Annotated in this window: 19 protein-coding genes, 1 tRNA gene and 1 other RNA gene; 5 read left to right on the forward strand and 16 right to left on the reverse strand. The window is 34.7% G+C overall.

Annotation, left to right across the window (positions count from 1 at the left end; all coding sequences use genetic code 11):
• Positions 1-177: 177 nt before the first annotated feature.
• From EDD71_RS11080 to EDD71_RS11095, 4 genes are all read left to right on the forward strand, one after another.
• Positions 178-795 (forward strand): hypothetical protein, encoded by a 618-nt coding sequence (locus EDD71_RS11080; RefSeq protein WP_133628808.1) that lies wholly within the window; start codon positions 178-180, stop codon positions 793-795.
• A 246-nt stretch (positions 796-1,041) separates the two neighbouring features.
• On the forward strand, positions 1,042-2,310 hold the full coding sequence (locus EDD71_RS11085) for an HD-GYP domain-containing protein (RefSeq protein WP_133628809.1): 1,269 nt from the start codon (positions 1,042-1,044) through the stop codon (positions 2,308-2,310).
• A gap of 15 nt (positions 2,311-2,325) precedes the next feature.
• Complete coding sequence (locus EDD71_RS11090; protein WP_133628810.1) at positions 2,326-2,877, forward strand: DUF5317 domain-containing protein; 552 nt, start codon at positions 2,326-2,328, stop codon at positions 2,875-2,877.
• Positions 2,878-2,955: 78 nt separating this feature from the next.
• Positions 2,956-3,666, forward strand: a complete 711-nt coding sequence (locus EDD71_RS11095; protein WP_133628811.1) for a hypothetical protein — start codon at positions 2,956-2,958, stop codon at positions 3,664-3,666.
• Between the two features lie 133 nt (positions 3,667-3,799).
• Here the strand turns inward: EDD71_RS11095 and nifJ are convergent, their stop codons facing one another.
• From nifJ to EDD71_RS11135, 8 genes are all read right to left on the reverse strand, one after another.
• On the reverse strand, positions 3,800-7,330 hold the full coding sequence (gene nifJ / locus EDD71_RS11100) for a pyruvate:ferredoxin (flavodoxin) oxidoreductase (RefSeq protein ID WP_133628812.1): 3,531 nt from the start codon (positions 7,328-7,330) through the stop codon (positions 3,800-3,802).
• Positions 7,331-7,754: 424 nt separating this feature from the next.
• A tRNA-Leu gene (locus EDD71_RS11105) sits at positions 7,755-7,838 on the reverse strand.
• A 10-nt stretch (positions 7,839-7,848) separates the two neighbouring features.
• An RNA gene (rnpB, locus tag EDD71_RS11110) (RNase P RNA component class A) lies at positions 7,849-8,252 on the reverse strand.
• Positions 8,253-8,545: 293 nt separating this feature from the next.
• Complete coding sequence (locus EDD71_RS11115; protein WP_166636455.1) at positions 8,546-9,646, reverse strand: Nif3-like dinuclear metal center hexameric protein; 1,101 nt, start codon at positions 9,644-9,646, stop codon at positions 8,546-8,548.
• Positions 9,637-10,320, reverse strand: a complete 684-nt coding sequence (locus EDD71_RS11120; protein WP_133628814.1) for a tRNA (adenine(22)-N(1))-methyltransferase — start codon at positions 10,318-10,320, stop codon at positions 9,637-9,639. The genes EDD71_RS11115 and EDD71_RS11120 overlap by 10 nt, the downstream gene beginning before the upstream one ends.
• Before the next feature lie 284 nt (positions 10,321-10,604).
• Entirely contained in the window at positions 10,605-11,687 is a 1,083-nt protein-coding gene (rpoD, locus tag EDD71_RS11125; RefSeq protein ID WP_166636456.1) for an RNA polymerase sigma factor RpoD, read from the reverse strand.
• Between the two features lie 22 nt (positions 11,688-11,709).
• Entirely contained in the window at positions 11,710-13,491 is a 1,782-nt protein-coding gene (gene dnaG, locus EDD71_RS11130; RefSeq protein WP_133628815.1) for a DNA primase, read from the reverse strand.
• A gap of 193 nt (positions 13,492-13,684) precedes the next feature.
• Complete coding sequence (locus tag EDD71_RS11135; protein ID WP_133628816.1) at positions 13,685-14,689, reverse strand: deoxyguanosinetriphosphate triphosphohydrolase; 1,005 nt, start codon at positions 14,687-14,689, stop codon at positions 13,685-13,687.
• Between the two features lie 246 nt (positions 14,690-14,935).
• Between EDD71_RS11135 and EDD71_RS11140 the strand changes: the two genes are divergently transcribed.
• A complete protein-coding gene (locus EDD71_RS11140; RefSeq protein WP_133628817.1) occupies positions 14,936-16,012 on the forward strand; it encodes a CotS family spore coat protein in 1,077 nt (358 codons plus the stop codon).
• Positions 16,013-16,030: 18 nt separating this feature from the next.
• Here the strand turns inward: EDD71_RS11140 and ppdK are convergent, their stop codons facing one another.
• The 8 genes from ppdK to ybeY all read right to left on the reverse strand — a co-directional run bounded on the left by ppdK (position 16,031) and on the right by ybeY (position 23,735).
• Complete coding sequence (gene ppdK / locus EDD71_RS11145; protein ID WP_133628818.1) at positions 16,031-18,667, reverse strand: pyruvate, phosphate dikinase; 2,637 nt, start codon at positions 18,665-18,667, stop codon at positions 16,031-16,033.
• Between the two features lie 114 nt (positions 18,668-18,781).
• Positions 18,782-19,426 (reverse strand): transcriptional regulator CcpN, encoded by a 645-nt coding sequence (gene ccpN / locus EDD71_RS11150; RefSeq protein WP_133628819.1) that lies wholly within the window; start codon positions 19,424-19,426, stop codon positions 18,782-18,784.
• Between the two features lie 261 nt (positions 19,427-19,687).
• On the reverse strand, positions 19,688-20,221 hold the full coding sequence (locus EDD71_RS11155; RefSeq protein WP_133628820.1) for a DUF4342 domain-containing protein: 534 nt from the start codon (positions 20,219-20,221) through the stop codon (positions 19,688-19,690).
• Entirely contained in the window at positions 20,221-20,976 is a 756-nt protein-coding gene (gene recO, locus EDD71_RS11160; RefSeq protein ID WP_166636457.1) for a DNA repair protein RecO, read from the reverse strand. Before recO ends, EDD71_RS11155 begins: the two co-directional genes overlap by 1 nt.
• 21 nt (positions 20,977-20,997) lie before the next feature.
• On the reverse strand, positions 20,998-21,888 hold the full coding sequence (era, locus tag EDD71_RS11165; RefSeq protein ID WP_133628822.1) for a GTPase Era: 891 nt from the start codon (positions 21,886-21,888) through the stop codon (positions 20,998-21,000).
• A 4-nt stretch (positions 21,889-21,892) separates the two neighbouring features.
• The gene (locus EDD71_RS11170; protein WP_133628823.1) at positions 21,893-22,291 is read right to left on the reverse strand and encodes a cytidine deaminase; all 399 of its coding nucleotides are present in this window, start codon (positions 22,289-22,291) and stop codon (positions 21,893-21,895) included.
• 245 nt (positions 22,292-22,536) lie between these two features.
• Entirely contained in the window at positions 22,537-23,232 is a 696-nt protein-coding gene (locus EDD71_RS11175; protein ID WP_133628824.1) for a diacylglycerol kinase, read from the reverse strand.
• A gap of 11 nt (positions 23,233-23,243) precedes the next feature.
• Positions 23,244-23,735: an rRNA maturation RNase YbeY gene (ybeY, locus tag EDD71_RS11180; protein WP_133628825.1), complete on the reverse strand. Its 492-nt coding sequence runs from the start codon at positions 23,733-23,735 to the stop codon at positions 23,244-23,246.

Raw genomic sequence — 23,735 nt, forward strand, 5'->3', positions numbered from 1 at the left:
ATGTTTGGATTAGACACCTATATCATACATGATTTTCACTATGGTTGTTATTTTTTTATTCTATCTGTTGCATTTAATTTTACAATGAACCAAATTATTTTTGTAATTGGCAATTATTGAATAATGACAAAATAATATGGTATAATATGCATGTAAATTTTTAAGGGTGGGGTTAAAATGAATTTTTCTGATTACCAAAGCATTATTAATAAGATTTCAGGAGTAATAAATTCTAAAGTAGTTATTGATAAAAACAATATAGTTGAAATACATATACTTGCAAACAATGCCAGGTCTCCAAAGCAAATAGTTAGAGATATTGAATCTTCACTTTTGGCTGCCTTTAATTATAGGATTGATAGAAAGAAGGTTAGTATTGCCCAGATTCAGGCTGACGATCATGATTCGCTAAGAAGAATAAAATTTATAGGTGTAACACTTAAAACTTATGACAATACCGTAGAGTGCAGCGTAAAACTTCTATATCAGGATGAGGAGTATTCAGTAACACAGATTGGAATAAATACAGCTGCAAACAGGAGAAAAATAGTTGCCGATACCACAGTTAAAGCAGTAGAAAAAATTCTTGGACAAGCCTTTGTATTTGATATCCAGGATGTGATATTATCATCAAGCAATGATGTAACATTTGTATCGGTGCTTGTAAATATGATCTTCGAAGGAAGTGAAGAAACCATGGTAGGGTCAGCAGTTGTTAAAAACGATATAAATGAAACGATTGCAAAATCGACGCTTGATGCCATTAATAGAAGGGTTCAAAAAATTAATATTTAATTCGTCAATAAAGGCCGATTATAAATTTTATCTTTTGTTTATCCTTTACCCCATAAGCGGAGTAAGTTACTTTAGGTTTTTAGCGAAGCCCTAAAGAATTTACATAAAGGGGGAATTTTCATGAAGAAGTATTTACCTGTTTTACTTGCTGTTTTAGCTCTTGCTATAGCTGGCGGATCAACAATTACTTGGATATAAAAATACATTGACCTATAATCGGCCTTTATTACATATAGGGAGGCACGTATGAGGAATTTACCTATGAAATTAAAAGCTTTCTTAGTAACAATATACATATTAGCCTTCGGCTCCTTATGTATTTTTTTATATCTAAATTATATACCTCTTGAATTATCAAATTATATGAACATATTATTTTTTATATTATTGACCGCTTTAACAGAATCAATAACTGTGCCTTTTTATGGTTTTTCATTTAGTACAAGTTTCGCTATACAGTTAGCTTCTTATATTTTATTTGGTCCACTATCTACCATTATAATAGCTATTGTTGGTTTTTCATTGAGAATTTTAAAAACAAACAATAAACATATTCATATACTAAATACACCATTATATAAAACTGTATTTAATTATAGTATCTTTCTGTTATCAACGCTTTACGGAAATTATGTTTTTCTAATTTTTGGTGGTCGATTGCCGATTAAGAATATAAATGAGAACATTGTTCCAATTATAGCTTTTTGTATAGTATTTTTTTTATTGAATACTTTAATAATATCTAGATTATTTGCAATATTGAATAATAGAAACGTTTTATATTTTTTTGTTAGCAATGCAAAATTAGGTTTGCTTAATATACTGGCAATGGCCCCTTTTGGTGTTATATTAGCATTTATATTTAATTCTTATAAATACATAGGCGTACTATTATTCATCTTTCCAATCGCTCTTGCTAGGTATACTTTTTCTATATATATTGAATCAAAGTCAAAATATATACAAACAGTTAATGCACTAATGAGAGCTATTGAAGCAAGGGATAAGTATACCGAAGGTCATTCCCAGAGAGTTTCAGAAATCACTAGAATAATTGCTAAAGAGTTGAAATATGGTGAATGGGAAATCGAACAGCTAACTATTGCAGCTTTATTGCATGATGTGGGTAAAATTGGAATTGATGATCACATACTTAATAAGCCTGGTAAACTAACTGCTGAAGAGTACGATATAATTAAAACACATCCTGAGATAGGATATAATATTTTAAAAGATATTAAAGATCTTGAGAAAATTAATAACATAGTTAGATTTCATCATGAAAGATTTGATGGAAAAGGATATCCACTTGGAAAAAAGGCAAACGAGTTAAGTCTTGATGTTTTCATCGTTCAGTTAGCAGATTCAATAGACGCTATGGCAACGGATAGACCTTATAGAAAAGCATTAAGTCAGGAAGAAATTATTGAACAATTGGAAAAAAATAAAGGTACTCAGTTTCATCCTGATGTTGTAGACGCCTATCTTAAAGCTTTGAAAAAGCTACAAAAGTAATGAGGGGTAGTAACAATGTTTATTGAGGTATTTATTTTTTCGATTATATTAGGATTTATTTTAAAAGGTAACATAAAAAATTTTGATGTATCCAAAATAAAAAGCATATATCTGGTCTTCATTGCTTTTTCTATAGAATTCATCATAGTTATGTTAATTAGAAATCATGTCGTAGCTAGGGGTACTTTAACTTATATATTTGATTTATTAATGTATTTAATTTTATTTTTGTTTATCTATCTCAATAGGCAAAATAAATACATTGTTCTAATGGGAATTGGATTTTTATTAAATGCATTGCCTATTTTTTTAAACGGAGGAGCAATGCCAGTAGATGCAAAAGCTACAGTAATTGCTGGGCTTTTTCCTTCTATTGAAGAGGCAAAAATTTCTTCTGAAGGACTTTATACAATTATAAATTCTAACACAAAACTTTGGTTTTTAGGAGATATTTTCCCAAAAACGATATTAAGAAATTATGTTTTTAGTATTGGGGATGTAGTTTTATGCATAGGTTTGATGCTTTTTATAGTTAGTGAAATGACTAGAAATCATGCAGAAAGATGATTTTTTTATATTGTTAAAATTAATTAATTTAATATAATCACGTAATTCTTAATGACATTCTAATTTTCGGAGGAAAAAATGAAAAACAAAAAATTAGCAATATATCTTGCAATACTTTATGTTCTCTCAGCTTTTTGCTATGTTAGTAGCTATTTATTATATACAAAAAAATACCATGCTCAACTTGCAAATATAAGTTTTTCAGATATTATAATATTTATTTTTTTATCCGCTATTGCTGAGTCATTTGTAGTTAAATATAAAAACGTTGGCATCAGTCCTGGATTTGGAATTACAACTGCAGCTACATTACATTTTGGTGTATTTTGGGGAATGGTTATAGTAAGTATTGGCACTACTTTAAGATGCGTAAGATTTCAAGGTAAAACTAACCATTTATTTAATACTCCTGTATATAAAACCTTATATAACATATCAAACTATTCTATCTCAACTTATCTTGGTGGTATTGTATTTCATTTTATATTAAACCGAAATTATACTACTTATCCTATATATATATTTGTACAATATATTTCTTTTGTTATTTTATTTTTAATGGTAAATACACTTATTATTTCAATATTAGTAGTAATTTTATCCCAAACTAATTTTTTCGATATTTTTAGTTATCATTTAAGAATTGGATTTTTAAATATAGTATATGCTTCACCATTTGGTATATTACTTCTTTTCCTATACAACTCGAACAATATTTTAGGTATATTGGTAACTTTATTAGTTATCATAACTTCCCGTTATATTTTTAAACTTTATTTATTGGATTAGATCATTGGGAAATAAGGCAATTATATCCATATTTTTTCATTAATTAGAATACTTTTTTCCATCGTTAACTTAGATGATTAATTTTAATAAAACAAATTAAAAGAGGCACAATAAAAGTGCCTCTTTTAATTTATTAAAGCGACGCAAGCTTCTTATAAAGCTCATATTTTTCTCTGAGTTCCTTTTCAACTTGGGCATAAAGCTCCTCTGCAATCTCAGGCTTTGATTTTGCAAGGGCAGCGAACCTAACTTCACCCATTAGGAAGTCCCTAACTGAAAGTGTTGGTTCCTTTGAATCAAGTACAAACGGATTTTTGCCCTGCTCTTTAAGCATTGGATTATATCTGTAAAGATGCCAGTATCCAGATTGAACGGCAAGCTTTTCTTCATCCTGTGACTTGCCCATTCCTCTCTTAAGACCCTGATTGATACATGGAGCATAGGCTATTATTATAGATGGACCATCATAACTTTCAGCCTCTACTAGCGCCTTCATTAACTGGTTTTTATCGGCACCCATTGCCACCTGTGCCACATATACATATCCATAGGTTGCAGCCATAAGTCCAAGATCCTTCTTTCGTGTTCTCTTGCCTGATGCTGCAAATTGAGCTATGGCAGCGGTAGGAGTAGATTTTGAAGCCTGTCCTCCAGTATTTGAATATACCTCTGTATCCAGTACAAGGATATTTACGTCCATTCCTGTAGATATTACGTGGTCAAGGCCGCCAAATCCTATGTCATATGCCCAACCATCGCCACCTATGATCCAGTTGGATTTCTTAGTAAGGAAGTCTTTCTTTGACAATATTTCATCATATAACTTCTTTACTTCATCATTTTCAGGATTAAATTTATTTAAATAGTTAAGAAGGTTTTCAGATACATCCCTTGTTTCCTTTTTATTGTTTCTCTTTTCAAGGTAGAGGTCGATAGCTGATATTAGCTCACTATTATCTATCTTTTCTCTTAGCTCTTTAAGAAGTGAAGCAAGCTTGTTTCTAACCTGCTCAGTTCCTATAAACATTCCAAGACCATATTCTGCATTATCCTCGAAAAGTGAGTTTGCCCATGCTGGTCCTCTACCGCAGTCGTTTGTAGTATAAGGCGTAGATGGTGCGCTTCCGCTGTATATAGATGAACATCCGGTTGCATTGGCAACTACCATTCGATCCCCGAAGAGCTGGGTTAGAAGTCTTACATAAGGAGTTTCACCACATCCAGCACATGCACCGCTGAATTCGAACAGAGGCCTTTCAAACTGACTTCCCTTTAACGTTTCCTTTGATAACGGATTTTTCTTAGCTGGCAGGCTGTAAGCATAGTCAAAGTTCTTCTGCTCATGCATCTGGGTTTCGATTGGCTGCATTACAAGTGCTTTATGCTTAGGTGCAGGACAGATATCAGCACAGTTTCCACACCCAGTACAGTCAGCCACACTAACCTTAATTGAGAAATCCAATCCTTCAAAGGCTTTGCCACCAATTGCCTTTATTGATTTGAAGCCTTCTGGAGCGTTACTCTTCTCCTCCTCTGTTAACAAGAATGGCCTTATTGCAGCATGAGGACAAACAAATGCGCACTGATTACATTGTATACAATATTCAGGAAGCCATTCAGGAACAGTAACAGCAATATATCTCTTTTCATATCTCGCTGTACCATTTGGGAATGTACCATCTTCCCTATCGACAAAGGCACTTACAGGTAGATTGTCCCCTTCCTGTCTGTTCATTGGCTCAACAATCTTTTCGATGAATTCCGGTACTTCTCTCTCTGGCTTATTTTCAATTTCAACTGTCTTCCAGTTTTCGGGTATTTCCACCTTAATTAAGGATTCTGCTGCTTTGTCGATAGCTTGATGGTTCATATTTACAATCTTTTCGCCCTTAAGGCCATAGTTTTCAACAACAGCTTCCTTAAGATATTTTACAGCATCCTCAAATGGAATTACTTTTGCGAGTTTAAAGAATGCTGTCTGCATTATCATGTTTATCTTTCCACCGAGTCCTATTTCCCTTGCTATCTCAACGGCATTTATAATGTAGAAATTGATGTTGTTGTTTGCAAGGTAAGATTTTATATTGGCTGGAAGCTTTTTATCCAGTTCCTCAACACTCCATGGGCAGTTGAGAAGGAACGTACCTCCCTTTTTCAACCCTTTGAGCATGTCATATGTGTATACATATGAAGGATTATGGCATGCTACAAAGTCAGGATTCATTATAAGATACGGAGCTTTTATTTTCTCCTTTCCAAATCTCAAATGGGAAACAGTAAGCCCTCCAGATTTCTTTGAGTCATATGAGAAATATCCCTGAGCATAAAGCGGAGTTTTATCTCCTATTATCTTTATAGAGCTCTTATTGGCACCTACTGTTCCATCGGAGCCAAGGCCATAGAACTTACATTCAATAGTTCCCTCTGGAGCAACATCTATTTCTTCTCCAACCGGTAATGACGTAAATGTAACGTCATCTACAATACCGATAGTAAATCTGTTCTTTGGTTCAGCCAACTTTAGGTTTTCAAAAACTGCAACTATCTGTGCAGGTGTTGTATCCTTAGAACCAAGTCCATACCTTCCTCCTACAATGAGAGGCCTGTTCTCTACATCATAGTAAGCATTTCTTACATCCTCATATAAAGGTTCACCTGCAGAGCCCGGCTCCTTTGTTCTATCGAGGACCGCAATTCTTTTAACCGTCTTTGGCATTTCAGATAGGAAGTGTTTAATTGAGAATGGCCTGAACAGGTGAACTTTTAATAGTCCAACCCTTTCTCCCCTTGAGTTCAGCACTTTTATGGTTTCTTCTATGGTTTCACAAACTGAACCCATTGCAACTATTACTCTTTCGGCATCCTCTGCGCCAACGTAGTTGAATAGTTTATAATCTCTTCCGGTTATCTTGTTTATTTCATTTATGTAGTATTCAACTATTTCAGGTACAGCATCATAATATCTATTAGCAGCTTCTCTTCCCTGGAAGTATATGTCTGGATTTTGAGCAGTACCTCTTGTTACCGGCGTCTCAGGCTTTAAAGCCCTCTTTCTAAATTCCTCAACCGCCTTATAGTCAAGAAGCTTGGCCAAATCATCATAATCCAACATTTCAATCTTTTGAATTTCATGGGATGTTCTAAATCCATCAAAGAAGTGTAGGAACGGCACTCTACCTTTAATTGCAGATAGGTGCGCAACTGCTGCAAAATCCATAGCTTCCTGTACACTGTTTGAAGCAAGCATAGCAAAACCTGTCTGCCTTGCTGCCATAACATCCTGATGATCACCAAATATCGATAGTGCATGAGCCGCTATTGCTCTTGCGCTTACGTGAAATACAGCTGGCAAAAGTTCACCAGATATTTTGTACATATTTGGAAGCATAAGCAGAAGTCCCTGTGAAGCTGTGAAAGTAGTAGTTAAAGCTCCTCCCTGAAGTGAACCGTGCACAGCTCCTGCAGCACCTGCTTCTGACTGCATCTCGATTACTTTTACCTCCTGGCCAAACAGGTTTTTACGCCCTTTGGAACTCCATTCGTCAATATGCTCAGCCATTGGTGATGATGGAGTTATCGGGTAAATTGCTGCAACCTCTGTAAAGGCATATGCTACATGAGCTGCAGCTTCGTTACCATCAATAGTTTTCATAATTTTGCTCATAGAACCCCTTCTTTCTAATACTTTCTAAGCTGATAGTTATATTTTACCTCTATAAATAATAATTATCAATAGATGTTTACAATGTTACTATTATATTTTATAAATGACTTTACTGTGTTAACTGTCAATTAGTTTATAAAATATGTTAAAAATCAAATAAATAATAGGTGTTTTTACGACACAAAATGCTTTTCTACAATAAAACATTTTATGCTTTTTATGCACCTTTATTTTTTTATGACATATTTATGTTTTATTAATATAAATTCTAGACTAATCCAAAGGAAGATACTGTGATTATAATCACAACTATAGAATGTAATTGTTTATTTATATGGTTTGAAGCTTATATTTTATCAATTATGATAATGTTTATTTTGATATTTTAAAATAAAATTAAAGCACCCACTTAAGTGAGTGCGACTGGTGCGGAGAGCGGGACTTGAACCCGCACGGGATACCCACACGCCCCTCAAACGTGCGCGTCTGCCGATTCCGCCATCTCCGCATAATAAATACATATGAGTAAGTCTATAAGCCGAGTTCTGTCGTGGATGATCATCTATCTAGGCTAACTGTTGCCAGTTAGCTCAAGCGACACTACCCAAGAGCGTACCGGGCCAGTACATAAATGCTCTTCTATTTGGTCTTGCTCCAGATGGGGTTTACAGAGCCAGTTAGTCGCCTAACTGCTGGTGAGCTCTTACCTCACCTTTCCACCCTTGCCACGCAGTTTAAATGGAAACTGCATTCATCCAACTCCAGCATTTTTCAATGATGAAAGCCGGAGAAAGATTATGGCGGTATATCTCTGTTGCACTTTCCTTGGAGTCGCCTCCACCGGGTATTACCCGGCATCCTGCCCTACGGAGCTCGGACTTTCCTCTCCCTCTTTCGAGGCAGCGATCATCTAACTTACTCATTATGTAGTTTTAAAATAAGCTTATTCCTTAATTAGGTTTCATGCTTTAAATCCTTCAGCAGAATAATATTAGCATATTAATTTCATTCTGTAAAGTGCAATTTTTTCTATTAATCCTCGTACATAATTGAAGAAATTGTTAACTTAGCTCTAGAAAACTTATCTGTTGATCCGTGGAAACATTGTATTACATGATGCCTTTAATTGTCAACACTTATTCATTTCCTGTTCTGCATATAACTGCATAAACTTTATTGGCCCTATCGAATTAGTTCAGATATAGAGCTACTTCATTATATTATTGAAAAGGGGTTTGTATATACTTTTGATATTATACATTCAACACCATTTATTTCTTCAATATATTTTGCTATGTATGGAAGAGCAACGACTTCCGTTGAATGATGTCCTGCATCAATGATACATAGCCCCGAATTTATCGCATCCAGCGCCTCATGATGCTTGACATCCCCAGTAATAAACACGTCGCAATTGCTCTTTATCGCATCTTTTATAAAGCCAGCACCAGAACCTCCAACAATGCCGACCTTCTTCACAGCTTTGTTTAAATCTCCTCCAGCTTTTATGTGCGTAATACCCAACTTATGCTTGAGATACTGACAAAAATCCTTAAAAGCCATCGCTTCCTTTAAGTAACCTGTTCTTCCTGCACCATTTACAATAGTATTCTTAAGTGGATAAATATCATATGCCACCTCTTCATATGGGTGAGCTTTAAGCATTCTTTCTATGACCTTTTTATAATTGTATTCATCAGCAACAGTTTCAATCCTTACCTCATCCACCTTTTCAACCTCACCTATGCTTCCTATAAAGGGGGATGTTCCTGGAAGAGGTTTGAATGTTCCTTTACCTTCTATGTTAAAGGAACAGTGGCTGTAATTTCCAATATGCCCTGCACCTGCTTCAAGCATTGCTTCAAGTACAGCTCCATGATGAGAAACTGGTACAAATACAACGAGTTTATATAGTTTTATGTTATGATCATGTGTTAGTGGAGATACATTATCTAATTCCAGCATTTCAGCAAGTATATCGTTCATACCAGCTCCGGCATTATCAAAATTTGTATGTAATGCATATACATTGATGTCAGATTTTATAAGCTTAATTGCCATCGATGAAATTGGATCCTTGGCAAGTATTCGTTTTATTGGCCTGAATATAATTGGATGGTGTGATACTATCATGTCAATCTTAAGGTTTATTGCTTCTTCAATAACCCCATCGTTTATATCCAGTGAAAGTAAAATCCTATTTATATGCTTATCTTCATCACCTAAAATTAGCCCGACGTTATCATAGTCCTCTGCAAAATTAGGCGGAAAGTTAGACTCCAGGTGCCTTATAATATCACTACATCTTACAGACACAATATCACATCCTTAAACTCATTAATCAATTGAGATAATTCCCTGTATTTTTCAACCTGTTGTTTTTCAGAAAGCTGTTCAAGTATATTTTTTAAGATATCCATTTTATACTCTATATATTCCTTAAGGAGGGGGTTTCCCTTATCTATTAGTATCTTTCCAATATAATAATATACTTCTTTATCATATGGCTTTGATATTCCATTGGCAGCTTTTATTACCTGGTAATATTTATTATCCTCCTTCACAATATCTTCATCAATTATAATATAACCGTTATTCACAAGATATTTTCTCAAAACCTCGGGGTACTGAACGGGCTGAAGTATCAAATACTCAGCCTGTCTGGCTACAGGACTGCCTTCAGCCAGTATTTCAGTAATAAGGGTTCCTCCCATGCCTGCTATAACTATTACATCTGCCTCACCTTCAGTTATAGTTGACAGTCCCGAACCTACTCTGGTTTGTATTTTATCGTTTAAATTAAATTTTTTTATGTTCTGTATCGCCGCGTTAATTGGACCTTGATTTATATCGCTTGCAATGGCATATTTAGATATGTTATTCATTACAGTGTATATTGGTATGTATCCATGGTCAGTCCCAATGTCTGCAAGACATCTACATGATGGAATCATTTTCACTATGTGCTTCAGCCGTTTAGATAAGTTCATAAAAATCACCCTTTTAAAATAATATTTGGAGCCATTTGATATTGAGATATTGTTCAATAGGTATTTTATCTTAAATGAGCTTCTTGTGCCAGCTCCTCATAAATAAGATCTATAAAAAACATATTTTATTCATTAGTAGTTTAGCAAAGAAGTATAAGGCTTTGAACTTGAAAAATGTGAATTTCATATAATTTTTATCTCTGCTATTTACAAAAAACTGGCACAGCGGGTTAAATTATAAAAAAATAAAGGTCTGGATCTTTTCCAGGCCCTTCAAATATTCATTAGTCAAGATAATCTTTTAATTTCTTACTTCTGCTTGGATGTCTTAATTTTCTAAGAGCTTTCGCCTCTATCTGTCTTATTCTTTCTCTTGTTACCTTAAACTCTTTTCCAACCTCTTCCAAAGTTCTGGCTCTGCCATCATCCAGTCCAAACCTGAGCCTTAAAACCTTTTCTTCCCTTGGGGTTAAAGTATCAAGAACATCCATCAATTGTTCCTTAAGCATTGTATAGGCAGCAGCCTCAGCTGGTGCAGGGGCATCATCATCAGGAATGAAATCCCCAAGATGGCTGTCCTCTTCCTCACCGATTGGTGTTTCCAAAGACACAGGCTCCTGAGCTATCTTCATTATTTCCCTAACTTTATCAACTTCCATATTCATTTCCTTAGCAACTTCCTCAGGTAATGGTTCTCTCCCAAGCTCCTGAAGGAGCTGTCTTGAAACTCTTATAAGTTTATTTATAGTTTCAACCATATGAACTGGTATTCTAATTGTTCTGGCCTGATCAGCAATGGCTCTGGTTATTGCCTGTCTAATCCACCATGTTGCGTATGTTGAAAATTTGTATCCTTTTCTATAGTCAAACTTTTCAACCGCTTTTAGAAGTCCTAAATTGCCTTCCTGAATAAGATCCAGAAAAAGCATACCTCTTCCAACATACCTCTTCGCAATGCTTACTACAAGCCTTAAATTAGCTTCAGCAAGCTTTTTCTTAGCTTCCTGATCACCCTTTTCTATTCTTTTTGCCAGTTCAATTTCCTCATCTGCTGAAAGCAGAGGTACCTTGCCGATTTCTTTTAAATACATCCTTACAGGGTCATCAATGCTTATTCCTTCAGGAATTGAAAGTTCAATATCTTCTTCAAGGAGCTGTTCTGGATTAAAGTCATCAACATCGCCAATAACCTCAATTCCCATAGACTCCAGAATCTCATAAATTTTTTCTATTTGCTCCGGGGATAGATCAACATCTTCCAAAGTATCCATTATTTCCTTGTATGTTAAAACACCGGATTTTTTCCCTTTATCAATCAACTGCTTTACTATTCCCATTTTAGCGTTATTTGAAGCTTCTTTTTTCAATTATACAACCTCCCTTCAATCCTTAGAGCATGGTAAGCTTATTGCGAAGTAATATCAATTCCTGCGATAATGCTGCTGATTTTATTATATCCTTTTCCTCTTCGTATTTTTTTATGGACAAAGTTATTTCATTTATTCTATTTTCTATGTTTATCTTTTTGATTGTTTTAATATAATCATCAATAACTTTAAATTCATCTTCCTTTTCACCATCATCAACAAAAATGCTTGAAACATCATCGATTTCGGTTTTGTCGTGAAAGTCCTTTAAAATATCGTTAGGAGTAAATTTCTCACCCTTTTCCTGTTTGTGGAATATAAGTTTTGCTGCTTTTTTAAAATGAAAAGTGATGAACTCGTCTGGATTTATTTTATTGCGTATATAGTCAAAATAATCCTTATTTAAAACCGAAAATTTTAAAAGCTGTCTTTCTGCTTTTTTGTATGCTGGTTCAATGACAACCGTATTTATCCTTATTACGTTGTCATTCAAATTTCTTTTATTATTTTTTCCCACTTTATATTGTTTAATTTTTCGAACCTGATCCAATATACTGTTTACATCAATTCCAGTTTCATCAGAGGTTTTAGAGGCATAGGCCTGAATTTCTATTTCATTATCCAGCTTACTGATTATTGCGGCAACACTGTTGACAAATTCAGTTTTTTGTGTAGCGTCTTTAAGATTTTTTCCTTCTTTAGCCTTTAATATTCTATAGTCTATAACAGGAATAGCATTTTTAATAATTTTTTTAAATTCCTCAACTCCATAGGTCCTAATAAATTCATCGGGATCCTTTCCCCTTGGTATCATAATTACCATTACATTGCATCCAACGGAAGATAATATATCAAGACCTCTAAGCGTTGCTGCTTGACCTGCAGCATCAGCATCATAGCATATATAAATATCCTTGCTGTAGCGCTTTAAAAGTTTTGCCTGTTCAAGGGTCATTGCTGTTCCAAGGGATGCAACAGCGTTTGTGATACCATGCTGATGAAGGGATATCAAATCCATATAACCTTCTACTATTATTATGCTTTCTGGAATCCTGGGTTTTATAGCCATATTTAATCCATAAAGATTTGTTCCCTTAACAAAAACAGGTGTCTCAGGAGAATTCAAATACTTTGGTTTTGAGTCATCCATGACTCTTCCCCCAAAACCTATAACCCTTCCTTTTACATCAAAAACAGGAAACATTATTCTGTTTCTAAACTTGTCATAATAGCTGCTTTCCTTTTTAGAAAGCAGCCCGGCCATATAAACCAATTTTTCGCTATATCCCTTTAACTTAAGATATTTAAGTAGTGAGTCCCAACTATTCAGGCTATAGCCAAGGCCAAATTTTTTTATAGTTTTCCCATCAAGGTTCCTGTTTAACAAATAATTTAGGGGTTTTTCGTTTTCAAATAAGTTTCTGAAATAGAACCTCGCTGCTTCGATATTTATTTCATACAGCTTATCCTTAAGCATTTGCTCCCTGACGGCTTCAGGGTTATCCGGTGTTCTTTCAAGCTTTATACCAACCCTGTCTCCAAGGTATCTAACCGCCTCGATAAAATCCAGGTTTCTTATACGCATTATGAACCCTATAACATTTCCTGATGCACCACATCCAAAACAATGGAATAACTGTTTTTCAGAGGATACGCTCATGGAAGGTCCTTTGTCATTGTGAAAAGGGCAAACTCCCATGTAGCCTCTTCCAGATCTTTTCAGTGGAACAAATTCCGATATCACATCTACAATATCATTGCTATCAATTATTTTCTCTATGACTTCTTCAGGAACTCGCCCCATGATATCACCTGACAATCTAATTAATATTTCTACATTATATTAAAATTTCCTTCTGAATACTTTTAAAAAGATAAAACATGGTTCATAAAGTGTTACATAAATCCATTTTTTAAACAAAAGAATCAAACTATGTTTTGACACAAGTACATTATATTCGACATAAACTATCTTAATCCTTCTTGTTTAAAAAAATTTAATAATTTTTCTTCCAAGGATGAGGCACAAATATGTTCATATATTCAGTTATTGCGAACCTGTCAGTCATCCCTGCAATATAGTCACATACAACCCTTTCCAAACCCCACTCTTCAATCTTTTTAATGTATTCCTCAGGCATTCTATCCGGATGCTGCTTATAATAATTGAAAAGTTCTTCAACACAGTGCATGGCTTTTTCTTCTTCCTTTTTAGCATTTGAACCTATATACACATTTTTGAACATAAACCTTCTAAGCTCCCAGGTTGCTTCCCCAATTGGACCATCAAACTTAATCTCTCCAAATTTTAAAGCATGATTTACAATAGCTGTTATCATGGTATTCAATCTCTCTGAATGGCTTCTTCCGAGAGTATCTATGCATTCCTTTGGTATATCTTCAAGGGAAATTATACCCGCCCTTATGGCATCATCTATGTCATGGTTAATATAAGCTATTTTATCTGAGAGTTTAACTATCTTTCCCTCGTTGGTCTTCGGTATAAGGTCACCTGAGTGGCACAATATACCATCCCTTACCTCTCCTGTTAAATTAAGCCCTTTGCTCTTCTCAAGATAATCTACAACTCTAAGGCTTTGCTCATTATGCCTGAAGCCTTCTTTTGCTATCTCGTTTAAAACTCTTTCGCCTGTATGGCCAAAGGGAGTGTGCCCAAGGTCGTGGCCCAGTGCAATTGCTTCAGTTAAGTCTTCATTCAAACCAATAGCCCTTGCCATAGTCCTTGCAATTTGGGAAACTTCGAGGGTATGTGTAAGTCTGGTTCTATAATGATCACCTTCAGGTGCTATAAAAACCTGAGTTTTATGCTTAAGCCTTCTGAAAGACTTGGAATGAATTATTCTATCCCTATCTCTTTGAAATTCAGTCCGTATTTCACATTTATCCTCACTTCGTAACCTTCCAACAGTATTTTTGCTTAATGTAGCAAGAGGAGAAAGTATTTTTTCTTCCAGCTTTTCATATTTTTCTCTAATATTCATAACCATCACCGCTTTTAAAAATAAATTCTATATATAATATACAACATCAATGTCAATATCCCTTCTTTATCGTTTACAAAAATTATTTATGCTTTATCTTGTATCATCTTAAGGATACTTTATAATACTCAGTATTTATCATTTTTTCATAAAATAACAAATTTTATACAATTAGATATTAAAGGGCTCGTATAAATGCTGTTTTATTTTCATATACTTCAATAGCAAGTTCTATGAGGTGAGTAAATGGATTATTTTCCATTAGAATCAAGCAAAGATATATTATCCATAGATGAAATAAAGGAAAAAGTTTTAATCAATTACAATTTAAATGTCCTCAACATAGAAAATATTAAGTATAAAGACACTTCAAAACCTAGAGCTGTGTTTAAGGTTAGCACCGACAGGGGAGTAAAATGCCTTAAAAAAGTATACTATGATGAACCTACCTTGCTTTTTATTTACTCTGTCATTGAATGGCTTAATTTTAAAGGTGTAATATCCCCTAGATTTATTTCAACGAAAAAAGGACTTAAATATGTAAGATATAAAAATAGCCTATACTTGTTAACGGACTGGATAGAAGGAAGGAAATGTGATTACGATAATATCGAAGATCTTAAACTGGCTTCTGAAAATCTTGCCAGAATTCATTTGTACTCATATATGTTCAGCCCCATAGAAGGCAGCAGAATTCCAAAATCAGAAAGTGATTTTGTTCAAAGCCTCAATAAGCATTTTCTTCAGCTTCTTGAACTTTCAAATAAAGCTTTTATCCTTAAGGACAAGTTCTCACGTTTATTTCTGGATAATTTTGATTACAATATTGAAAAAGCTCAAGAAAGCGTTTATTTGATTTCGCTAATAGACTTTTCTAGAGACTTTGGTGACAGAGTAAGTAAAAAAGCCATATGCCATCTTGATTATGTTAATAAAAATATAATCATCACACCTGAAAATAAACTTGTAGTAATAGACTTTGACAGGACTGCAATAGACATGCCTCTTCATGATTTAATATATTATTTTAGAAGGATATTGAAAAGAGAAAACACTTCCTGGAACTTTGAAATATTTAAGACTGCAATTGAAAGTTATGAAAGGGTTCGTAAAATGAGTTATAGTGAACATGTTGCTCTTCTGGCAGCTTTAATGTTCCCTCATAAGTTCTGGAAGGTTTCAAGGGATTACTATAGAAATAGAAAAGAGTGCAATAGGGATGCATTTATTACTATATTGAAAAAAATCTCAGCTCAGCAGGAAAAACATGATCTGTTCTGCAATCAGTTTAAAATTTACATTGAAGAAAAATTTAAGGAGTAGCATACGCTACTCCTTAAATTATCTAGGATTCTTAACCTGAGCCTGAGCTGCAGCAAGCCTTGCTATAGGAACTCTAAATGGTGAACATGATACATAGTCAAGTCCCGTATTATGGCAAAACTCTACGGATGATGGATCTCCACCATGTTCCCCACAGATACCGAGCTTCAACTCCGGCCTTGTAACTCTGCCAAGTTCGGATGCCATTTTAACAAGTTTACCAACGCCGGTTTGATCTAACTTCTGGAATGGGTCAAATTCAAATATTTTCTTATCATAGTAATCCTTTAAGAATTTTCCGGCATCGTCCCTTGAAAATCCAAATGTCATTTGTGTTAGGTCATTAGTACCGAATGAGAAGAATTCAGCTTCCTTGGCTATTTCATCTGCAGTTAAAGCCGCCCTGGGTATCTCAATCATCGTTCCAACCTGGTACTTGAGTTCTACTCCAGCCTTCTCAATTATTTCATTGGCTGTTCTAACTATTATATCTTTCACATATTTTAATTCCTTAATTTCCCCAACCAGAGGAATCATTATTTCAGGTACAATATTATATCCAAGCCTCTTTTTAACATCTATGGCAGCTTCGATTATTGCCCTTGTCTGCATTTCAGCTATTTCGGGATAAGTTACTGCAAGCCTGCATCCCCTGTGACCCAGCATTGGGTTAAATTCATGAAGTCCCTCAACGGTAGCCTTTAATTCATCAAATGTAATGCCCATTGTCTCAGCTAATTCCCTGATATCATCGTCCTCCTGTGGAAGGAATTCATGCAGCGGTGGGTCAAGAAGCCTTATTGTTACAGGCCTTCCTTCCATTGCTTCGTAGATTTTTATAAAATCACTCTTTTGCATCGGAAGAAGCTTTTCAAGTGCTGCTTTTCTCTGCTCCTCTGTCTTAGCAACTATCATTTCTCTAACTGCTGGTATTCTATCCTCTTCAAAGAACATGTGCTCAGTTCTACAGAGTCCTATACCTTCTGCACCAAACTTAACAGCCTGAGCAGCATCCTTTGGAGTATCGGCATTTGTCCTAACCTTTAATTTTCTTATTTTATCTGCCCATGACATAAATGTTCCGAAGTATCCTGAAATTTCCGGTTCAACAGTCTTGATCTTCTGTCCGTATACCTTTCCTGTGCTTCCATCTATTGATATGTAGTCACCTTCATTTATTCTAAGGTCTCCAACGGTCATATATTTTTCTTCTTCTCTTATCTTAAGTTCACCGCATCCTGCAACACAGCACTTGCCCATGCCTCTCGCAACTACAGCTGCATGTGAAGTCATTCCTCCTCTTGCAGTAAGTATCCCTTCTGCTGCAACCATACCTTCTATGTCTTCAGGTGAAGTTTCAGTTCTAACAAGTATAACCCTTTCTCCTGCTGCTTTATGTTCCTTTGCATCTTCTGCTGTAAAGTATACCCTTCCGTATGCAGCTCCTGGAGATGCTGGAAGTCCCTTTGCTATTTCCTTGGCATTTTTAAGTTCTTCCTGATCAAAGGTTGGGTGGAGAAGCTGATCAAGTTGCTTGGGTTCAACCTTCAGAATAGCTTCTTCTTCTGTGATTAATCCTTCCTCAACTAAATCCACCGCTATCTTAAGGGCTGCCTGTGCTGTTCTCTTTCCATTTCTTGTCTGAAGAAAGTACAGTTTTCCCTGTTCTATTGTAAATTCCATATCCTGCATGTCTTTGTAATGTTTTTCAAGTAATTTGGCTATTCTCACGAATTCGTTATAACAATTTGGCATAACTTCTTTTAACGTATTTATATCCTGTGGAGTTCTAATACCAGCAACAACGTCCTCACCCTGTGCATTTATCAAGTATTCACCGAATATTTTATTTTCTCCTGTAGCAGGGTTTCTTGTAAATGCAACCCCTGTACCCGAAGTTTCGCCCATGTTGCCAAATACCATCTGCTGAACATTAACAGCTGTTCCCCAGTCTCCTGGAATATCATTTAACCTTCTATATACTATTGCTCTTGGATTATTCCATGAACGGAAAACAGCCTTTACAGCTTCTAAAAGCTGCTCTCTTGGATCCGATGGAAAGTCGGTTCCTTTTTCTGACCTGTAAAGTTCCTTATATCTTCTTACAACCTCTTTTAAATTTTCAGCTGATAAATCAGTATCATACTTCGCACCATTTTCCTCTTTAACCGCATCAAGTATGCTTTCAAACTTGTTTTTATCGATTTCCATAACCACGTCACTGAACATCTGTATAAATCTTCTATAGCTGTCATATGCAAACCTTTCATTATTAGAAAGTTTAGCAATTCCAACCACTGTTTCATCATTCAATCCGAGATTCAGTATAGTGTCCATCATTCCCGGCATTGATGCCCTTGCTCCTGAGCGAACTGATACAAGCAATGGGTTTGAAGGATCACCAAACTTTTTTCCAGTAATCCCCTCAAGCTTAACAAGATGCTCAAATATCTGCTCTTTAATCTCATCAGAAATTACTTGACCATCTTCATAATATTTATTACAGGCTTCAGTAGTTACAGTGAAGCCCTGTGGAATTGGAAGTCCTATATTTGTCATTTCTGCAAGGTTTGCACCCTTACCTCCAAGTAGATTTCTCATACTTGCGTTACCTTCACTAAAGAGATAAACATATTTTTTTACCTGATTGTGCATTAAAAAAACCCCCTATCTTATATGTATATTATTAGATTAGCCAACCAACCCTGGGGAACATTTTTTGTCCCAATTACTTGCAAATGCTTCTATTTTTTCATCGATATACCAATATCAATTACCTGAACCAAGCTTAACAAAAAGTTTAGTAATATTTGTTTTAGAAACTTTACCTGTTATCTTTAAAATGTCTTTCCCATCTTCTGTCACAGTTTTCTCTATCACGGGCAAACTGTCCACTTCATGTTCTATTATCTTCTTGGCAGCTTCATATGCTGTATCATTATCAGTTACTGTGACGATATTTGGCATTCTTGTCATAATTATACCAACTGGAACTTTATGTATATCAGTGTTTCCTAAAGCGATCTTTAGAAAATCCTTCCTGGATACTGCACCTGTTAAATGGCCATTATTAGTTACAAATATAGTACCAGCATCCTCCAAAAAAAGCTGCACAATTGCATCATACACAGTTGTATCCTCAGTCACTACTGCTGGTTTTGTTTTAATTTCGGCTACTTTGACCTCTTTAATATAGTCATATATTATACTATTACCACCTCGCTTTGAGTATAAATAACCAACCTTTGGCCTCGCTTCTAAAATTCCTGTCATAGTTAATATAGCAAGATCAGGCCTTAGCGCAGCCCTGGTAACACTTAACTTCTCAGCAAGTTTTTCGCTTGTTATAGGCTGATTTTTTTTAACAAGTTCAATTATTTCTTCTTGACGTTTTGTAAGTTTTATAATAACCACCTCTCTGCATATGGTATCAATAACAAAATATTACATATATTATATATTATTATATTGATGCAGAGATTTAATTACAATAAATTTTTTTTAATATAACATTTTGTCATATTTTTTATGTATATTTGCTACATTAATACTATACAAAACGTCAATCAGTCAAAAACAACAGATAAATTTCTATAAAAATATTTTATATAATTTTTGGAAATTTTTCAATATTCATTATAGAAAAAAATAAAGAATAAGTCAGATTTTACTGACTTATTCTTTATTTTTTTCCTCTTTATTTGCTGTATTTTTGAAATCTTCGGTAATATCATTTACTATATTCATTGCCTTTTCCCTGGTGCCATTGACTTTTTCCTTTATATCTTCATAAGTGTCCTTTGCTATTTTATTTATGACCTCGATCCTTCCATCGGGCCTCTCTATTTCTATGGTTATTTTTGTGGCAAGGGCTGTAACAGCTCCTATTACAAGAAGCGATGGGTAAAAAAGACTTATTGCTCCTGCTGCTATTCCTGCTGAAACAGGTATATCAACAAGTAGTCTGTTATCCTTTTTTACTTTGATTCTGCTTACATTGCCCTTCTTGATTATATCTTTGATGGTATCTATAAGTTCATTACTAACTTCTGTAATGTTTTGAGTAAAAGTTTTCTGGTTTTTTTCCAGGTATATAAGCGTATCTACCACATTTCCGTTGTTATTCAACAGTGCTTCCTTAGCCTCGGCATAACTTACACCTGTGCGTTGCCTAATAATATCGATTTTTTCAAGGGTTATCTCCTCCATCATACCACTCCTTTTTCTTTTATAGTGTTAATTAGACTTATGCTTTTAAAATCCTTCTCAGTATAATACATGATATATTTTGTTAATATATTTTGAAGGTATTCTACCATTTTCCTTTCATATTTAATATATCTCAAATCCTCTAATTTTATGTTTTTTAAAGTATGTAAAAAATGCAATGTTTGTCTGTTTAATTCGTATACATATTCACCATCTATGCTGCATTTGCTGCAAAGGATACCACCTTCTTTTATGCTAAAAACTCCGTAGTCCATTTTGCTTCCGCACTTGACACATCCCTTTAGACGCGGCATATATCCTGCCAGAGATATAGCCTTAAAACTTACAGTTAACCTTAGCAGTTCCAGATCAACGTCCCCATGCACAAGTATATAAAGCGTTTTCAAAAGCATCGCAAGAATAGATACATATTTCATTTCTTTTTCAGTTATATTATCCACAAGCTCTAAAAAATAACTTCCATAGGCCAATTTATCGAGGTTCATTAGTATTGATTGAAAGGACTCAATAATACTGCTTTGATTTATTGTGTACAGATTTTTACCCTTATATACCACATAATCACAATAACAGAATGGTTGAGTAGATGAAAGAAATTTGCTTCTGCTTCTTCTGGCGCCGTGTACCACTGCATCTATCTTTCCAAGTTTATCCGAAAAAAGGGTGACAATTTTGTCACTCTCAGATATATTGATAGATTTAATTATGACTCCCTGAACTTTGATAAGTGACAAAATAATCACCCCCCGTAAATATTATTTATATCCAAGGGATTTAAGAGTTGACGGATTATCCCTCCAGTCCTTCTTCACCTTAACCCAAAGTTCCAAAAAAACCTTACTGCCCAGAATCTTTTCAATGTCTATTCTTGCACTTTGGCCTATTTCCTTTAACATTTGACCATTTTTGCCAATTATTATAGCCTTATGTGATGGTTTTTCACAATATATAGTTGCACTTATATTTATAATATTCTTTTCTTTATCTTCCTTCATCGCTACAACCTCAACGGCTGTACCATGAGGCACCTCATGTTCAAGATTGTGAAGCATTTTTTCTCTTATCGTTTCACTCACTATAAACTTTTCTGGCTGGTCCGTTATCATATCCTCCGGGAAATACTTTGGCCCCTCTGGAAGCTTTGATACCATTACTTTTAGGAGGTTATCAACATTTTCACCCGTCAATGCTGAAATTGGCACAATATCAGAAAATTCATATTCATGTCTATAGTTATCAATGGTCTTAGCCGTAACATCCCTTTTCACTGTATCTATTTTATTTATAACCAGTATTACAGGTGTTTTCACATTTTTAAGCTGCTCTATAATATGTTTATCCCCCACCCCAAGAGTTTCTTCAGGCGTTGTTAAAAATAAAACAAGATCTACATCGTTCAAGGAATTTACGGCAATTCTAACCATATATTCGCCAAGCTTATGCTTTGGCTTATGAATTCCAGGAGTATCTATAAATACCATCTGAAATTCGTCCCTCGTTAATATCGCCTGTATTGTGTTCCTCGTGGTCTGTGGTTTATTTGATATAATAGAAAGCTTTTCACCAATTAAATAGTTAATCAAAGTTGATTTACCAACATTTGGTCTACCAATTATTGTTATAAAACCCGACCTAAAACTGTTCATATATTTATCTCCCTTCCATATCATCATTAGTAAAGGCATAGGGGAGAAGTTCAGATAGCTTATGCGTTTTATATTCTCCTCTATTATTTGCAACAATCACTTCCAATTCAGGGCAAAATTCCGAAAGTACCTGCCTGCATATACCGCATGGGTATGTGTAGTTGCTGCTTTCGCTTATTATTGCAATCTTTTTAAAACTTTTGTACCCTTCCGATATGGCTTTAAAAAGAGCCGTTCTTTCTGCACAATTAGTCCCTCCAAAGGAGGCATTTTCTATATTACAACCTGTTATCACCCTATCGTCATTCGTAAGAAGTGCAGCGCCTACTCTGAACTTTGAGTAGGGAACATAAGCCTTTTCCATGGCATTTCTGGCTATTTCTATAAGATTTTTGTCATCCATAAATATTCCTCCTTTATTAGATTGGAAGGATTAAGTAGTTCACCAATGAACAAATTTTGTTCATAAAATTTATTTGTTAAAAAAAAATATCCTTGGAATTTATATTATAATTCTTTCATAATTTTTTTCAACAGTATTTTTCATTTACGGAAATTTTTATAGCTATATAATATATAATTTCAAGAATTAATTTTTTTATAAGTAGATAAACTAGATTTAATTGAAATAAATAGAGGGATTACCCTCTATAAAAGCTTAAAAATTATTATTGTAATCAAAATGCCTAGCAGAGCCCCTACAGTTGTTTCAAATAGGGAATGTATTTTTGCTTCAACCCTGCTCTGCGCAACAAGAAAAGCTAGAAAATAACAAAGAGTTATAATTAATATATCCTCTGTAAAAAGGGATATAGCAGTAGCAGAACTAAATGCTATTGCACTATGTCCACTGGGCATTCCACCTTTTAATGGCGTTCCTTCTCCATAAATAGCCTTAACAATAATTGTAACCAGAACTACCAATATAAGGCATATAAAAAATACTGTACTATCAGACTGCTTTATTTTTATCAGCACGTTTTTTGTTATAGGCCTTAGTTTATCAAGAAAAAGCAAGTAGCCAACCACCAATGCATTAATTGCAGCTATTAAAACCGCACCTGCTGCTACATTCTTTGCAATTTTCGCCAGTGGATGATAGTAGTTGGCCAAAACATCAATCGTTGCTTCAATGGCTGTATTTATCATCTCCAGGACTATAACCAGAGTTATAGTGATAAAAAGTATCAACATTTCCACCTTGGTCAAGTCAAAAAACAGGCTTAACAATAAAACAATTATGGCTACTGCCATATGAATTTTCATATTCCTCTGAGTTTTAATTGTATATATAATGCCTTCTATAGCATGATTGAAGCTGTCAGTAAACTTTTTAATCTTCATATCATCACCCACTATCTGCTAATACCAAGCCTGCCCAATATCTCTTCCTCCTTACTCCTCATTATTAGCCTATCCTCTTCCCTTTCATGATCATATCCAAGGAGATGGAGTATGCTGTGCACTGTTAAATAGGCAACTTCCCTTTCAAAGGTATGTCCATATTCCTCAGATTGAGATTTAGCCCTTTCAAGCGATATTACCATATCTCCAAGTACAACAGCACCACTATCAGGATTTAAATCCTCTATATCCATATCTTCTTCATCATAATATCCTTCTTCAAAGTCAAGCATAGGAAAGGAAAGTACATCAGTTGCTTTATCTATATTCCTAAATTCCCTGTTTATTTCTTTTATACCTGCATCATCGGTTAGAACAACGCTTAACTCATATTCCTTATTAAAGTTTTCAAGCGCCAGGACAGCCTCAACGGATTTTTCAATTAAACTTTCCAGCTCCTTTGAAAAATCGATCCTGGTTTGCCTGTTATCAAACTCTATCAT

The sequence above is a fragment of the Fonticella tunisiensis genome, from assembly GCF_004364155.1.
GTDB lineage: Bacteria > Bacillota > Clostridia > Clostridiales > Caloramatoraceae > Fonticella > Fonticella tunisiensis.

What these genes read in the sequence shown, in the direction of transcription:
- EDD71_RS11080 (WP_133628808.1), top strand. Translation starts at nt 178, where the DNA reads ATGAATTTTTCTGATTACCAAAGCATTATTAATAAGATTTCAGGAGTA.
- EDD71_RS11085 (WP_133628809.1), top strand. Translation starts at nt 1,042, where the DNA reads ATGAGGAATTTACCTATGAAATTAAAAGCTTTCTTAGTAACAATATAC.
- EDD71_RS11090 (WP_133628810.1), top strand. Translation starts at nt 2,326, where the DNA reads ATGTTTATTGAGGTATTTATTTTTTCGATTATATTAGGATTTATTTTA.
- EDD71_RS11095 (WP_133628811.1), top strand. Translation starts at nt 2,956, where the DNA reads ATGAAAAACAAAAAATTAGCAATATATCTTGCAATACTTTATGTTCTC.
- nifJ (WP_133628812.1), bottom strand. Translation starts at nt 7,330, where the DNA reads ATGAGCAAAATTATGAAAACTATTGATGGTAACGAAGCTGCAGCTCAT.
- EDD71_RS11120 (WP_133628814.1), bottom strand. Translation starts at nt 10,320, where the DNA reads ATGAACTTATCTAAACGGCTGAAGCACATAGTGAAAATGATTCCATCA.
- dnaG (WP_133628815.1), bottom strand. Translation starts at nt 13,491, where the DNA reads ATGGGGCGAGTTCCTGAAGAAGTCATAGAGAAAATAATTGATAGCAAT.
- EDD71_RS11135 (WP_133628816.1), bottom strand. Translation starts at nt 14,689, where the DNA reads ATGAATATTAGAGAAAAATATGAAAAGCTGGAAGAAAAAATACTTTCT.
- EDD71_RS11140 (WP_133628817.1), top strand. Translation starts at nt 14,936, where the DNA reads ATGGATTATTTTCCATTAGAATCAAGCAAAGATATATTATCCATAGAT.
- ppdK (WP_133628818.1), bottom strand. Translation starts at nt 18,667, where the DNA reads ATGCACAATCAGGTAAAAAAATATGTTTATCTCTTTAGTGAAGGTAAC.
- EDD71_RS11155 (WP_133628820.1), bottom strand. Translation starts at nt 20,221, where the DNA reads ATGGAGGAGATAACCCTTGAAAAAATCGATATTATTAGGCAACGCACA.
- era (WP_133628822.1), bottom strand. Translation starts at nt 21,888, where the DNA reads ATGAACAGTTTTAGGTCGGGTTTTATAACAATAATTGGTAGACCAAAT.
- EDD71_RS11170 (WP_133628823.1), bottom strand. Translation starts at nt 22,291, where the DNA reads ATGGATGACAAAAATCTTATAGAAATAGCCAGAAATGCCATGGAAAAG.
- EDD71_RS11175 (WP_133628824.1), bottom strand. Translation starts at nt 23,232, where the DNA reads ATGAAGATTAAAAAGTTTACTGACAGCTTCAATCATGCTATAGAAGGC.
- ybeY (WP_133628825.1), bottom strand. Translation starts at nt 23,735, where the DNA reads ATGATAGAGTTTGATAACAGGCAAACCAGGATCGATTTTTCAAAGGAG.